The 14,423-nt window shown below is 60.8% G+C and carries 10 protein-coding genes and 1 pseudogene; 3 read left to right on the forward strand and 8 right to left on the reverse strand.

Annotated features, from left to right (window positions below):
• Both MTR64_RS16840 and MTR64_RS16845 read left to right on the forward strand, forming a co-directional pair.
• Nucleotides 1-756: pseudogene (locus MTR64_RS16840) on the forward strand (hypothetical protein); the annotation flags it as partial.
• A gap of 105 nt (nt 757-861) precedes the next feature.
• A complete protein-coding gene (locus tag MTR64_RS16845; RefSeq protein WP_243995675.1) occupies nt 862-3,108 on the forward strand; it encodes a glycoside hydrolase family 3 N-terminal domain-containing protein in 2,247 nt (748 codons plus the stop codon).
• 146 nt (nt 3,109-3,254) lie between these two features.
• Here the strand turns inward: MTR64_RS16845 and MTR64_RS16850 are convergent, their stop codons facing one another.
• From MTR64_RS16850 to MTR64_RS16885, 8 genes are all read right to left on the reverse strand, one after another.
• Nucleotides 3,255-5,930 carry a TonB-dependent receptor plug domain-containing protein gene (locus MTR64_RS16850; RefSeq protein WP_243995676.1) on the reverse strand — a complete coding sequence of 892 codons (2,676 nt, stop codon included), beginning with the start codon at nt 5,928-5,930 and terminating at the stop codon, nt 3,255-3,257.
• 574 nt (nt 5,931-6,504) lie between these two features.
• Nucleotides 6,505-7,245, reverse strand: coding sequence for an SDR family NAD(P)-dependent oxidoreductase (locus MTR64_RS16855; protein WP_243995677.1), 741 nt, complete (start codon nt 7,243-7,245; stop codon nt 6,505-6,507).
• Nucleotides 7,246-7,362: 117 nt separating this feature from the next.
• Nucleotides 7,363-7,938, reverse strand: a complete 576-nt coding sequence (locus tag MTR64_RS16860) for a nuclear transport factor 2 family protein (RefSeq protein WP_243995678.1) — start codon at nt 7,936-7,938, stop codon at nt 7,363-7,365.
• Nucleotides 7,939-8,078: 140 nt separating this feature from the next.
• Nucleotides 8,079-8,846: an SDR family NAD(P)-dependent oxidoreductase gene (locus MTR64_RS16865; RefSeq protein ID WP_243995679.1), complete on the reverse strand. Its 768-nt coding sequence runs from the start codon at nt 8,844-8,846 to the stop codon at nt 8,079-8,081.
• Between the two features lie 45 nt (nt 8,847-8,891).
• Nucleotides 8,892-9,359: a hypothetical protein gene (locus tag MTR64_RS16870; RefSeq protein ID WP_243995680.1), complete on the reverse strand. Its 468-nt coding sequence runs from the start codon at nt 9,357-9,359 to the stop codon at nt 8,892-8,894.
• A gap of 60 nt (nt 9,360-9,419) precedes the next feature.
• Nucleotides 9,420-10,184 carry an SDR family NAD(P)-dependent oxidoreductase gene (locus MTR64_RS16875; protein WP_243995681.1) on the reverse strand — a complete coding sequence of 255 codons (765 nt, stop codon included), beginning with the start codon at nt 10,182-10,184 and terminating at the stop codon, nt 9,420-9,422.
• A 39-nt stretch (nt 10,185-10,223) separates the two neighbouring features.
• On the reverse strand, nt 10,224-11,486 hold the full coding sequence (locus tag MTR64_RS16880) for a cytochrome P450 (RefSeq protein WP_243995682.1): 1,263 nt from the start codon (nt 11,484-11,486) through the stop codon (nt 10,224-10,226).
• 160 nt (nt 11,487-11,646) lie between these two features.
• Nucleotides 11,647-14,022 (reverse strand): TonB-dependent receptor, encoded by a 2,376-nt coding sequence (locus MTR64_RS16885; RefSeq protein WP_243995683.1) that lies wholly within the window; start codon nt 14,020-14,022, stop codon nt 11,647-11,649.
• Here MTR64_RS16885 and MTR64_RS16890 point away from each other — a divergent pair.
• On the forward strand, nt 14,009-14,356 hold the full coding sequence (locus tag MTR64_RS16890) for a hypothetical protein (protein ID WP_243995684.1): 348 nt from the start codon (nt 14,009-14,011) through the stop codon (nt 14,354-14,356). The genes MTR64_RS16885 and MTR64_RS16890 overlap by 14 nt on opposite strands.
• Nucleotides 14,357-14,423: the final 67 nt, after the last annotated feature.

Raw genomic sequence — 14,423 nt, forward strand, 5'->3', positions numbered from 1 at the left:
ACCGACGATAAGCCGTTCCTGCATCGCCGGGGGCGTTACTACTATCTGTCCTGGGGATCCTATTACGCGATCGGGGAATCGCCCTATGGCCCGTTTGAGTGCAAGGGGCCGTTGTTCTTCGCGGAAAATGCCGATCCCGAATTCCTCGACGATTCCGCCGTCGTGCAACTGGAGGCCGCTTACAGGCCGCGTGACTGGCTGAATTTCGACCGTCACGGCTCATTCTTTGAATTTCGCGGCCAGTGGTATTTTGCCTGCAACGACCAGTCGCAGCCGGGAAGCGGTCCGTTTTTCCGCAATTCGGTGATCTGTCATGTACATTACCGCGATAACGGCGAGATCATGCCGCTCCGGCTTACGCGCGTCGGGGTGGGCCAGGACCATGCCCGGCGCGGTATCGCGGCGTGTGACTTTTTCGAGGCGGACTTGGCACGCGTGGAGGAGTGCGGCGATGCTCTGTGCGTTCGCTTTCAGGCCGGCGGATACGCCTGCTATCCCAACACGCGGTGTCTAGCAGCGGCGGCAACAGCGGTGGCGATCCTGCCTGGCGAGCATGGCAGTTCTGGCACACTGGAAATTCGCCGTGCACGGCCTGACGGCCCCTTGCTGGGCTCAATCGCCCTGAGTGATCGCGGTATCGCGCCGGACGGATATCGCACCCGGCTGTCTTCGGTGCGGGAGAACGAGGATTTGTGTCTGGTTCTGCAGGGCGCCGACGGCGTTGAAGCTGCCATCGAAAAGATCGTGTTCTTTTGAACGGCGTTCTGCAGAAACGTCTGTATCCGATTGATATAAAATTAGAATAAATTCCTGGAGTGCAACATCATGTCAGACTTCCAAATGTCCCGGCGCAGTTCGCTTATGGCGGTTGGTTTGGCCGGGGCGTGGATGGCCAGTCCGCTGCGCGCTGCGATGCGGTCCCATGATTCAGCCGCAGCGCCTGCCTTTATTGATGCATTGATCGCCAGGATGACGCTGGAGGAAAAGGCGGGCCAGCTCACACTCAATCCCGCAGCCATGCGGGTCGATGCTGCAGCTGCAGCGAACCCGAAAGAAGCGCAGCAGAAGTTCGAGGTGCAGCTGGCCGAGGCCGTGGCGGGCAAGCTGACCGGCGTTTTCAACGGCAGCGGCGCGGTCATGGCGAAGCGGATGCAAACCGCCGTCATGCGCGACTCCCGGCTGAAGATTCCGCTGATTTTCGCAGCTGACGTCATACACGGCTATCGAACCGTATTTCCTGTCCCGGTGGGGGAGGCGGCGAGCTTCGAACCGTCCCTCGCCGAGCGAACCGCGCGGGCGACAGCGGTTGAGGCTGCCGCTGCGGGCCTCGACTGGACCTTCGCCCCGATGGTCGACATTGCCCGAGACCAGCGCTGGGGCAGGGTCATGGAAGGCGCCGGAGAGGACGTGCGGCTCGGCTGCCTGTTCGCGGCAGCGCGTGTTCGCGGGTTCCAGGGCGACGATCTCACAGCCGATAATGCGATGCTGGCCTGCGCGAAGCATTTCGCCGCCTACGGCGCGCCCGAAGGCGGCCTCGACTATAATGGCGCCGATATCTCGGAGCGCACGCTGCGCGAAATCTACCTGCCGCCGTTTCGCGCGGCCTTCGACGCCGGCGCCCTGACGGCGATGTCGTCGTTCAACGCGATCGGCGGGGTGCCGGCGAGTGCGAACAAATGGTTGTTGACCGATTTGCTGCGCGGGGAATGGCACTTTCCCGGCATCGTCGTGTCTGACTACAAGAGTGACGAGGAACTGATTGTCCACGGTGTGGCGAAAGATGGGAAGGATGCCGCCCGCCTCGCGTTTCTGGCCGGTGTCGACATGAGCATGGCCAGCAATCTCTATGCTCTCCACCTTCCGGATCTTGTGCGCGAAGGTGCGGTCCCTGCAGACCTGCTCGATGCTTCGGTGCGGCGCGTGCTGATGCTCAAGGCCAGGATCGGCCTGTTCGACGATCCCTTCCGGCGCATCGACCCGGCCCGCGAAAAGGCGCGTTCCCGCTTGCCCGGCGCGATGGCGCTGGCGCGCGAGGCGGGTTGCAAGTCCATCGTGATGCTCAAGAACGACGGCGGCACGCTGCCGCTGAAGAAATCCGCCAGGGTGGCGCTGATCGGACCGTTCGCCTCAGGCGCACACGATCTGATCGGTGGATGGGCTGTTTTTGCCAGCGATGGCGAGGCGGTGGATCTGGCAACCGGAATGCGCGCCGCGGGCGGCAATATCACCGTTGTGGAAGGGTGCGGTGTAAACGAGGTCCGGCCCGGCCAGTTGGAGGAGGCCCTGGACGTCGCCAGGGATGCGGAAGTTGTCGTCCTGTCCCTTGGCGAGAACCAGAGCATGTCCGGAGAGGCCGCCTCGCGCACGGAGATAGTGCTACCGGCCGCGCAGCAGGAGCTTGCACAGGCCGTTGCCGCGCTTGGCAAGCCGACCGTCGTGGTATTGCGGAATGGGCGCGCCCTGGCGCTCGAAGGCGCGGTCCTCGATGTCCAGGCCATTCTGGTAAGCTGGTTTCTGGGAACGCAAAGCGGACACAGCATTGCCGATGTCCTCTATGGCAGCCATGGTCCCGCAGGCCGTCTGCCGATGAGTTTCCCGTTCAGGAGCGGGCAGGAGCCTTACCACTACGATCATGCCAGCACGGGGCGGCCTCAGCCGGAAGGGCCGATCAGAAAGCATCGGACGAACTATCTGGATACACCGCATGCTGCGCTCTTCCCGTTTGGCCATGGCCTGACCTTCGGGGCACCGGTCTATTCCGATTTTGCGATGGATGGTCCGGTGCTGTCGTGGCACGGAATGCTGCAGGTATCGGCGAAGATCACGAACACGGGCGGCAGAGCCTGCGAGGAAGTGGTACAGTGTTATGTCCACGATAATGTCGCGCGCGTTACACCGCCCGTCCGCAAGCTGATCGGTTTCCAGAAGGTGGCTCTCGGGCCCGGCGAGAGCAGGACCGTTCGGTTCGATCTGCAGCGGAACCAGCTCGAATATGTTGGCCCGGACAACACGATCGCCATCGAGCCGGGAGAATTCCGTGTCTGGATCGCCCCATCCGCCCAGGATGATGGTGCCAGCGGCACCTTTACGCTCACCACACCAGGCTGAGGGCAGGTTCCTGTCTTTCCTGCCCTTTCCGGTTTCGAACGAGGTCAATGAAGGTCGTACTGAAAGGCGAACGACAACAATGAAAACGCCCCGCCATCGAATGTCTCGATAGCGGGGCGTTCTCGTGGGAGAGGACAGAGTTCAGGTCAGAATTTCGTCCTGAGGCCAACCCTGACGAGGCGGCCGAGGGTTCCGGCAGCGGGGTAGCCGCTGGTGCCCTGCGCCGAGTTCCATGGCGGAGACACGTCGAACACATTGTCGACACCGAACTCCAGCTGGTTGCTTTCGTTACCGGCGATGCTGCCCAGATCAAGCGTGCCGGACAGGTTGAACACCGTGAAGGAGCCGATCTTGGTCTGGCCCACCGTGCCTGGCGGGATATCGTAGCCGCCGCTGTAGGTCATCGACACGCGCACCGTGGCAGGACCCGCAGTCGCGCCTGCGCTGGCCCGGAAGCCAAAGGGTGACGTCTGGGGATTGACAACCTTGCCGTCCAGATAGTCCACGAAGGGGGCCGTCGGTGTGGGTGCAATCTTCTTTTCCAGAATGTAGCTGCCGCCGATTTCGGCAAAGACTGTGCCGAACGAGACGAAGCGGTTGTAGCTCACCTGGAAGTCGAGGCCGCTGATCTTCTCTACGCCGAAATTGCCGCGGCGGGCGTCGATCAGAGTGGAGATGACGGTGCCCGACGAGAAGATGTCGGCGACACTGTTGATGCCTGCGCCGGGCTGGAAGTTGCCCGCTCCGAGCGTGTCCTGGATCATCTGGACTTGGGACTGGGTGCAGGCGCCATTGGCCGATGCCGAATACTGCGCATAGCCGACGCCGCAAAGCGCGTAAGGCGTGGCCGAGGCAAATGCACTGCCGCCGTATGCGGCGAGGGCCTGGCTGATGATGTTCGTCAACTTGGTGTGCCAGTAGGTGGCGCTGACTGCCAGGCCGGAAACGGCCTTGGGCGTCCAGTCGAAGCCGAGCGAGTAGGTCTTGCCCTTCATCGGCTTCAGATTGAGACCGGTGCCTGCCACGTACATCTTGATCACGCCTGGTGCGACCGGAATGACCTGCAGGATGTTCGCGTTGAGGCCGCTGTCGGCGAGGCTGGCCGCCGTGAACGTGGTCTGGTAGTTGGCCCGCAGAAGCAGGTCGTTGACCGGGCGGTAATTCACGCCGAAGCGCGGATTGAAGGTGCTGCCGAAGTCGCTGTAGTGGTCATAACGGCCGGCGATGGCGATATCGAGCGACCTCAGGCCGGGCTGGGCGTTGTCTGCCCCGAAGATCGGGATGTAGAGTTCGCCATAGAGGGCTTCGACTTTCCGCGAGCTGTCGAGATAGGTCGTCGAGGACGTGCCGATCGGGCCGCGCCGCGTTTCGGTTTCCAGCTTCTGACGCAGCAGTTCGCCGCCAACCGCGAGCTTCACATCGCCGCCGGGCAGGGTGAACAGCGACCCGTCCGCAGAAACCTGTGCGCTCTTCAGCGTGTTCACGCCGTAGTAGTTGTTCTCGAAATTGGCCACCGAGCCGATCAGCGCGGATGACATCTGCGCTGTGTCGTAGGGATTGACATTGGTCGGGGTGATCAGGGCCGTAGAGACCACGTTGCGGGAATGAATATCCGCACGACTGTACCCGTAAATGAAGTTGGTGCTGACCTTCCAGTTGCCATCAACGTCGTAGGACAGGCCCGGCGAGACCTGCCAGCTCGTCAGCTCCTGCGGGCTTTCGCGGTTCAGGCCAAGCGCGTTGGCATAGCTGAAAGCCACTGTCTGCGACGTTTCGCCATCGACAGGGTGGAAATACGGGTTGGTCGCGTCGATCGTGACCTGCGTGCCCAGGGCGTTCAGATCGGTGTAGAACGACGATTCACGGCGGGAATAGAAGCCATCGACGGTGAATTTCAGGCTCGGCGTGATTTCCTGTTCGATATAGCTGAACACGTTTACGCGGCGCTGCTTGGGCACCAGGCTGCTGTTGGCGTTCGGCTCGCACTTCGGCCGTTCGCTGAGGGCCGAGAAATCGGGTGCGGCGTAGGCGGTTCCGTTCACCGTGAACGAGCCGTAGGGGCAGAACGCCTGACGGTAGTCGGCGCCGCCGAAGCGTGTGTAATCGACGCTGGTCCACGACCTGTGCTTGTTCAGCAGGGCATTGTTGTTCGAGAAGTTGACGCTGACCAGCGCGCTGCCCGTATCCCAGGTCTTGCCAGCGGTGATCGTGGCGACGTTCGCGTGATAGTGATCGGCCTGGTTGGTCTGCAGGTGCACTTCGAGACCGTCGAAACGCTTTTTCGTCACGAAGTTGATCACGCCGCCGACGGCGTCCGAACCATAAGCGGAAGAGCCGCCGTCAGGCATGACCTGAACCGAACCGATGATGTCGGAGGGAATGGAGTTGGGATCGACGTCGGACGAGCCATAGCCGGTGAACACGACCCGGTGGCCGTTGAACAGGACCAGCGTGGCGGTGCCGCCCGAAGCGTTGCCGGCCGAGTTGCCGAAGCCGCGCAGGCCAAGGCGCGGTACCGTATTGACTTCACCACCCGAGCCAACCGCGAGTGTGTTGAACGTAGGCAGCTGCGAAATGGTCTGGTTCAGCAGTTGCGTGGCGTCGGTCGCGCCTGTCGCCTTGATCTGCTCGTCGGATACGGTGACGAGGTTGCTTCCTGTCGGCGCGGCCAGTCCGCGAATGCGCGTGCCCGTGACGATGATATCCGAGGTGTCGGCCTTCGCAGGCTGACGATCGGTTTTCTGATCGCCAGAAGTGGATTGATCCTCGCTCGCCTGCGCGAAGGCAGGTCCGGCCAGGCCGACCGCCAAAATCCCGGTCAAAGCTGTCGTGAACAACGCCCGATTGCGATGTGAAACCTTGCGTATGCAACTCTTCATAGCACCCTCCCAAATGAATTCTCATGGGGTGCGTTCGGCCCCCCTTGGGGAGGGGCGCTATCCCTGTGTAACCGTCTCGTCAACTTTTATATGATAAATTGAGTGATTGGAGATGATTGAGTATGACGCTATATAATTACGACAAAAATCACTTAAATGACATTATTACAACTAGTTATGTGATGCTGTGGGGGTGGTTGTGATTGAAGTGTGATTGAAACGTATTGCTTCTTGTGTCGTGTCTGCCTTGGTCGGAATCGACCGGTCGAGCAGGAGTCGGGGCTTCGTAGACTCGAGGCATCGGCACACATTGCAGCAGGGGTGTCGATCCATTCAGGCGGCTCTTTCGAGCTGTCATTTTTGGGAACTGCCGGATGCCGGAGCGCGGCATCAACGGGCTCGATTGCGTCCTTCCGCCAAGAATCTGGATCTGCACCCGGATCAGATCGACCTGACCCGGGTGCAGGCAGCACGCGACTACGTTGTGATGCGGCCAGGAGGCCGCAACCGAGCAAGTTCAGGCAAGTTGCGCGGTTTGTGCTCCGTCGATCGGAATGATCGCACCGCTGATGAACTTTGCGCGGTCCGAAACGAGGAATGCCGCCAGTTCGGCCACTTCCTCTGTGTGTCCGAAACGGCCCGCAGGAATGGAGGCCATGAGCTGGCTGGAAAGCTCTTGAGGCATTTGCGCGAAAGCCTCTGTTCTGATTGTCCCTGGAGCAATGACGTTGGCGCGAATGCCGCTGAGAGCGTTTTCAAGCGCCGCAGCCTTCGTGATCGCGACAACCCCGGCTTTTCCAGCGGAATACAGTCCCCAGTTTCGCGTTGCGCCGAAGGCAGCAACGGAGGCCCAGTTGAGGATCACACCGCCGCCGCTTGCGGTCATGGCGCGAATGGCGTGCTTGGTGCCATGGATGACTCCGCGCAGGTCGACGTCCAGCATGGCATCGTAGTCCGTCATTTCGGCATCGGCGAGAAGGCCGGGAATGCCAAAGCCCGCCACATTGAGGACGGCGTCGAGACGCCCGAAGTGTGCGGCCGCTTTCGCGATCATGGCCTCTACCTGGATCTCGTCGCGCACGTCGCAGCGATAGGGCAGGACGGCGTCCGGGAACAAATCTGCAAGTTCCGCCTCGGCTCCGCTGATGTCTGCTGCCACGACTTTCGCGCCGCGGCTGGCGAACAGGCTGGCCGTCGCGCGGCCCATTCCCGCGCCGGCACCGGTTATAACGGCAACCTTGCCGCTCAATTCGTTCATACCCGTCCTTCCAAGCTTGCTTTGCCGGCCGGCGTGATGCGCTCTGGTAAGGATCACGGATCGCTATGCGCCGGGGGCCTTACACTTGTCCGGCGCATCGACCGGATTTCCCCACTCTTACCAGCGCGCGCCGGCGCCGCCGATCACGTAAGGCCGATGATACGAGAGATCCTCGCGATCGCGCGTTCCCTTCAGGAAGCCCTTGACCGGGGGCCTGTGAAGCCAGGAGGCGTCGCCTTCCATGGCGGTCTCGACCGTCGACCGGCGCCACAGGATGCGCCATACACCGTCACGCTTTTCCAGTTGGTCGAGGTAGCGGCCTGCCGCCATCGTGCAAACCGAGCCGTCATGAGAGAGCATCGTGCCCACGACGTAGGTCTCGCAATAGGCGGTGTCCCCGTCGATTTCGCAGCTGTGATTGGCGAGGTTGTGCTGGTTGACCGAGAAAGCCCCGGCATGGCCCTTGTTGGCGATGTCTGGGTATTCGGTAGCCGGGAAGGGGACGGGGCCATGCTCATCCGCACCTTCGGGCCAATAGCAACTCGCGATCAATTCGCTGTCGTGGCGGTCGCGTCCGCGGGATTCGCGGACGATCACGTCGAGAATATCTTGCCTGTCCTGCAAGTGCCGCAGCTGGGCGCGCAGCGCCTCCAGTTCCTTTTTCACGTCTTCGTCCACGTCCTTCTCCCTCATCTTGGCGCTGCGGCACCCTGCTAATCAAACGACGAACGGCGTTCAAGCGGGGCGATCGCGCATATCAGCCTCGCGCTTTTATTGGGTGTGGCGGGACTCATGTCTGGCCGTTGTCCCGCCAAGGATAAGCGATTGCTCTGTTACAACGACATCCCGCCGCTGATTTCGATGTTCTGGCCGGTGACGTAGTTCATTTGCGGCGACACCAGAGAACGAACGACGCCTGAGAATTCAGACGGAACGCCGATGCGACCCAGCGGTGTAATCGACATCAGGTGCTGCTTGAGCTGTTCGTTTTCGCGCAGATCGGCATTGGCATCCGATTCGATCATTCCGGGCGTGATGCAGTTCACCGTGATGTTGCGCGGCCCGAGTTCCTTGGCCACGACTTTGGTGAGCGTCTCGATCGCGGACTTCGCACAGGCATAGATCACATAGTCCGGCAGGGCATTGCGCGCGCCGAGCGAGCTTACGAAGATGACGCGGCCGCCATCGCGCAGGCGCGGTTTAAGGACCTTCGTGGCGAAAAACGCGCCGCTGAAATTGGTCGAAAGGACCTGGTTGAAGATTTCCGGCGTGGTGGTGTCCAGGGAGTGGACGGGGCCGCCGCCGGCATTGTTGACAAGGATGTCCAGGCCATTGCTGCCAGTGCGCTTTGTCAGTTCTTCATCAAGCGCGGCGGCCATTTCCTCCGCTGCCTCGAAGCTGCCCTGCGGGCTCTTGATCAGGAATGCCTTGCCGCCGGCGGATTCGATCGCCTGCAGCGTATCCTGCGCAGCCTTGTCGTTGCTCGCGTAGTTGATCGCGACCAGCGCACCGCAAGCCGCCAGGTCTTCGGCCGTGGCCCGGCCCAATCCGCGCGAGGCGCCGGTGACGAGGGCTGTCTTGCCTTCCAGAAATTTTTCCATCTCAGGTCCTTGTTGATTTGTGCAAGCGGTCGAATGAGCGCGTTCTCAGACGTCGTAGGATTCGCCCTTCTCGACGTCGCCGGGAACGGCCTGGAGATAGACGTCTAGGTGCCGCAGCTTGCCTTCGTCGTTGTACTCGTAGATTGAGACCGAATTGACGGCGTTCCAATGTCCGTCGTGCTGCACGCGTTCCTCGAGTTCGAGGATCACGACGTTGTCATGTTCGGTGACGCGCTTGAACGAACCTTCCCATGCCGAGGTCGGGGCCCATGCTTGCAGGAAGGCGATCATCTGGTCGATCGTCATGACTTCCTTGAAGTTGCCGATCCTCTCGAAATCGTCGGTGACCAGGTCCTTCAGCCCCAGCCATTCGTCGGGCGAGTAGTCGGGAACCTGTGCGACCGCCCGGTCCATCAGGCGCTTCTGGAAACGGCCATAATCGATCGCCTTGCGGGCGAGGCCGCTGTAGCGCTCAGCTGCTTCGTCAATGTTCTCGAATACCTTGGCAACCATGTTTATTCTCCGCGTTCAATTGTCTTGGGGGCTTGTGATTGTTGTGCAGATCGGGGACGATCAGCTGCGTATTACCGTTCCGCCGTCCACGTTGATGACCTGTCCGGTGATGTAGCTGCCCTCGTCGGACATCAGCAGCGTACCGGCCGCTGCGATATCCCCGGGCACGCCGACGCGCGACTTGATGCAGGCTTTCGATTTGGCCGATTCTATCATTGTGGACGGAACCATATCGGCGATCCCTGGATGCAGCGTGAGGGCAGGGGCAATCGTGTTGGCACGCACCCCATCGGGGCCGAAGCGCCGTGCGACATGGCGCATCAGCGCCTGTCCTGCCGCCTTGCTCATGGCATAGGCGACCTGCCCTCCGCCAGAGTCGTATGCCGCCGCCGAGCTGGTATAGACGATGGAACCGCCACCGCGATCAATCAGGGCGGGCAAGGCGGCGCGGGTGCAGACGAAAAAGCCGCGCGCGTTGACGCGCTGGACCTCGTCGAAGATGTCGAAGGGCAGGTCGATGACGCTGAGCTGGGGATTGCTGTCGGCAAGGCTGGCGAAATTGGCATGGACGCCATCCAGCCCGCCATAAGTATCCCGGCAAAACGCGACCGCTTCCAGCGCCGAGGCTTCGTCGGTGCCGTCGAGGCGGATGGCCGCCGCTTCTCCGCCGCCGTCACGAATCTGTGTAACGACGCGCTCGGCGGCGGACTGATCGATGTCGCCGAGAACAACGTGCGCGCCTTCATCGGCATAGCGCTGGGCCAGACCTGCGCCGATCCCGCCGGCGCCCGCGATCAGAATGACCTTTTTTTCAAGCTTTCCCAAGGTTTCCAACCTCCTGCTGCGAGAATTTCCGGGAAAGCCTCAGGCCTTCGAAAATGTCACGTGGATGTTGCGAAGGGCGCGCTGCGTGTAGTTTGGTTCGTAATCGTACCGGCGGCCGCCTGCAGCGCCGTGAACCGTCTCGTCGATACGGATGTCCTTCACCCGGTCCAGCAGCTTGTTGAGCGCCAGCTTGGCTTCGACGCGGGCGAGCGGCGAGCCGATACAGGCGTGTATGCCAAGGCCGAACGAGACATTCTCGCGCGCGTTCTTGCGGTCGATCTTGAACGTGTTGGGGTCTTCGAATTTCCGGGGGTCGCGATTCATCGCGGCTTGCACCAGCATGACGATCTGGCCCGGCGCAATCTCCTTGTCGCCGACCCTGGCATGGCGTCTCGCCAGCCTGAAAACCGCCTTCGTCGGACCATCGAGCCGCAGCACTTCCTCGACGAAGTTGGGAATGAGGCTGCGGTCGTTGCGGATGGCTTCCTGAAGCTCGGGATTTTCGCCCAGGGTTTTCAGCATCGCCGCGATAAGGCGCACTGTCGTATCCTGTCCGGCACCGAAAAGGAGAGCCGCCAGTCCCGTGGTCGTCTGGATATCCGGCAGGTCGCCTTCCGGATAAGTCGCGTTGGCGAGAATGGACATGACGTCATTGCGCGGATTGCGCCGCCGGTCCTCGATGTATTCATAGAACAGCATACCGATCTGGGCGAGCGGGTTGCTGGACATGTCTTCATCTCCGCCGAGCCGTCCGGGCAAGGTGCCGAACAGGGGGAGGATCTTTTCATGCGCTTCTTCCGGCACGCCCATCAGGTCGGCGATCGCCAGAGTGGCAAAGGGGTGCGAGTAATCGCCGATGACTTCGATGCCGCCACGGTCGATGAATTTGTCGATCAGGCGATCGGCCAGCCCGTCCATGAACCCTTCGTTTTCGCGGAAGCGCTGCTGGGTCAGCAGGCCCATCAGCAGGCTCCGCGTGCGCGTGTGTTCGGGCTGATCCATCGCCACGAGCATCGAGCCGTAGGGCATCGTGGGGCGATGCTCCTCAAGCTGGGCGGAGATATCTTCCTCGTCGGGGACAAAGGGAAGCGGCGGAAAGGGGCCCTTGGCCGTGACAATCGACGAAAAGGTCTTGTGGTCCCGGTAGACCTCGAAGCCTTCCTTGTAGCCGGTCACGGCCAGGATGTTGTGCACGGGCAGGAGCGTTACGGGGTTTTGATTTCTGAGGTATTCGAAATAGGGATGGGGGTTCGGGATCAGATCGTAGCTGTTGAAGTAATCCACGCTGGCGAAATCCGTCATGCCAATTCTCCCGTAACTATATTCCGGCCCGGACCGGCCGCAGTCGATGACGGCGGAGGGGGTGGTTAAATGCGGTAGCACCAGGATAGTTTGCGGGCGCTGGTTGTGCGCGGTGCAAATTTCCTGGTGCTACAAGTAAGGTGTTACAATAAAACTTGAATTAGGTGCCAAAGTGCCAGCGAACCCGCACGCCGTACATGCGCGGTTGTCCGTAAAGCGCGGTTTCGTAGCCGTTTGACGCGTAGAGGCTGCCGACGCCGACACGATAGATTTCGTTCGTCACGTTCGTTGCGAAGGCTGCCAGATCGAAGCTGGATCCGCCGACGTTCTTCCAGTCGAAATTCAGATTCAGCAGGTTCCTGGCCGGCAGCACGCCAAGCGGCGATGTCACATCGGCAATCTGCTTGGCGGTATAGTTGTAGGTCGCGCCGAACGACACGGTGCCGAGGCTTTCATCGATCGGGAGCGTGTAGGTCGCCGAAACCGTCAGCCGGTGCTTGGGCGACAGGGCCAGCGGATCGCCAACGTTCGTTTGCGGGACAAGGGCTTCGAATGGACTGTCTGCGGGCAGGGTGGGAAGGTTGAATGCCTTCACTTCCGTGTGAAGGTAGGTGTAGCCCAGAGACAGGGCGAGGCTGTCGAACAGCGTTGCCGCCGCATCGACCTCTACGCCGTAGATCTCGGTCTTGCCCGCATTGGCGATGACGTTGCCGCCCGCAAGCCCGCTGCCCTCCTTGGCGATCGACCGGGTGATGACCTGTTGATCGGTGAAGTCATTGTAGAAGGCGGCAATGTTGAAATAGCCGGGGACCGCGCCACGGAAGGTCGCCTTCGCGCCGGCTTCATAGCTGTCCAGCTTTTCCGGCCCGAACGTTTCAAGGCCGGGATTGGTGAAGACGATGCCGCCCTGCCGGTAGCCCCGCGCCCACTTGGCGTAGAACATGAGATCCGGCGTGGGCTTGTATTCCAGATTGATCAGCCAGGTCGGCTTCTTCGAGGATTCCACCAGCTTGTAGTTGCACTTCGACAGGTCGTGGCTGCCGTCGCCGCCGGCGACCTGGCCAATGCCCGGGAAGATGATCGGATCGGAGATATCGACGCCGGCCCGAGGACCCGATTGTTCGTTGCACACCTGGCTTACAATTGTGGTGCCCAGGCCTGGGATCGGCGCGAAGGTGTAGCGCGTGCTTTCATCCTCGCCCCGGATCTTGTCATAAGTGTAGCGGATGCCGCCGGTGATGGCGAACTCGTCCGTCAGATTGTACGTGGCCTGGGCAAAGATACCCTTGTCGTCGAAATCAAACCTGTTTCGCGATTGCGATATGATGGCAAAGCCCAGCGGAGTGTTGCAGGTGAGGGTGCCCGGGTTGCTGCAGTCGCTGTAAACGGCGGTCCGGCCGCTGTTATAGCTGATTGGCCGGCTGAATTCCAGGTAGCCGCCGATCACATATCTCAGGCGGCCGTCCGGCGTGTTGCCTTGCAGCTGGAGCTCTTCCGTGAATGTCGATTCGCCCGCGGCCGGGTAGCCAGGGTAGCCATGAAAGTAGACGAAATTTAGGGGGGCGCCCGGCGTGACTCCGGGTACGCCGGTCAGAGCGTCCGACACCTTGAAATTGGTCGAGGCGATCGAAAAGGCCGAATGTTCCTGGAATTCACCGTAGCTTGCGATGTTCTTGACCGTCAGATTGTCGCTGGCTGTCCAGGTGGTGGTGTTGATGACCTGCCAAGTCTCCAGGCGGATATGGGAATCCGGGACGCCGTTTTCGATTTCCAGCGGACCGTCGCCGCGTGCGGTCTGGCGGTCGAGCTGATCGCACGCTGCCGTGGCCATGGCATATTTCGTAAATGACGCGGCGATGTTCGCCGGATTGCTGGCGAACTCGCGGTCGCAGGCCGCCAGCCTCGCGCCGTAACCGTTGGTGGTGGAGCGGCTGTAATGGAATATTGTGTAGTTTTCGAGGTCCGGGGTCAGATCAGCGACGATGCTGAGTCGGCCATAAAGGTAATCAACGTCGTAAAAATCCTTGTCGCCAATGCCGGACAGGTTCTTGACGTAGCCGTCACGCTTGTTGCGGTCGACGGCGAGCCGGACCTTGAACGTATCGGCAAGAGGCACGTTCAAAGCTGCCTGAAGGCGTTTCTGGTTGTAATTTCCGTATGTGCCTTCCGCATACCCCTCAAGAAAGTCGGTCGGTTTCTTGGGGACGAGAAGAATCGCGCCGCCCGTCGTGTTGCGGCCGAACAAGGTCCCCTGCGGCCCCTTCAGGACCTGCACGTTCTGCAGGTCGACAAAGGAACCGGCGCCGACGGTGTTACCGGATGTCGTCCCTCCCTGCGCGCGCACGCCGACCACATCGGCGAAATAGACGCCGACCGTCGGTGCTGTGTTCTGATCCTGATTGAACCCGCGCAGCGCGAAAGAGGATTTTTCCGGGCCATAGCGCATGTCAACGGAAAGCGATGGCGTATAGGTCGCCAGATCGGATGCAATAACGATGTTGCTTTTTGCGATCTGCTCATCGTTGAGCACTGTCATCGAAATCGGAACATCCTGGAGGCGTTGTTCGATACGCTGCGCAGTAACGATGATGTCAGTCGTGCTGGCGGTCGTGGTATCCTGCGCACTTGCCTTTGAAGAAGAAGCGGTGGCGATTGCAATCGCCAGACAAGCGCACGAAACCTGCGCAAAACAGTATCCGTGTTTCAACGTTCCATCTCCCAATTTATTTTTTTCGCCTTTTGACGCTTCAATTCGATTGCGATCCGCTTGTATTCATGTGCTGCAAGGGCAGGCAGCTACGAACTCGGATCAACATGATCGTCGTAATGTTAGCGCTGGTCAGTCATCTATGCAATATGGAATTACATAGATGACTGACCAGCGCCAATGGCCGCCGCGAGAGAGGGGATTTGCCGGTGGGATGTCTGCGGGTTCCG

This window comes from Novosphingobium album (ex Hu et al. 2023) (assembly GCF_022832385.1).
Taxonomy (GTDB): domain Bacteria; phylum Pseudomonadota; class Alphaproteobacteria; order Sphingomonadales; family Sphingomonadaceae; genus Novosphingobium; species Novosphingobium album.

Bases quoted from the DNA above. Each gene is read 5' to 3' on its own strand.
- MTR64_RS16845 (WP_243995675.1), top strand. From the start codon at position 862: ATGGCGGTTGGTTTGGCCGGGGCGTGGATGGCCAGTCCGCTGCGCGCT.
- MTR64_RS16855 (WP_243995677.1), bottom strand. From the start codon at position 7,245: ATGAACGAATTGAGCGGCAAGGTTGCCGTTATAACCGGTGCCGGCGCG.
- MTR64_RS16860 (WP_243995678.1), bottom strand. From the start codon at position 7,938: ATGAGGGAGAAGGACGTGGACGAAGACGTGAAAAAGGAACTGGAGGCG.
- MTR64_RS16865 (WP_243995679.1), bottom strand. From the start codon at position 8,846: ATGGAAAAATTTCTGGAAGGCAAGACAGCCCTCGTCACCGGCGCCTCG.
- MTR64_RS16870 (WP_243995680.1), bottom strand. From the start codon at position 9,359: ATGGTTGCCAAGGTATTCGAGAACATTGACGAAGCAGCTGAGCGCTAC.
- MTR64_RS16880 (WP_243995682.1), bottom strand. From the start codon at position 11,486: ATGACGGATTTCGCCAGCGTGGATTACTTCAACAGCTACGATCTGATC.
- MTR64_RS16885 (WP_243995683.1), bottom strand. From the start codon at position 14,022: ATGACAGTGCTCAACGATGAGCAGATCGCAAAAAGCAACATCGTTATT.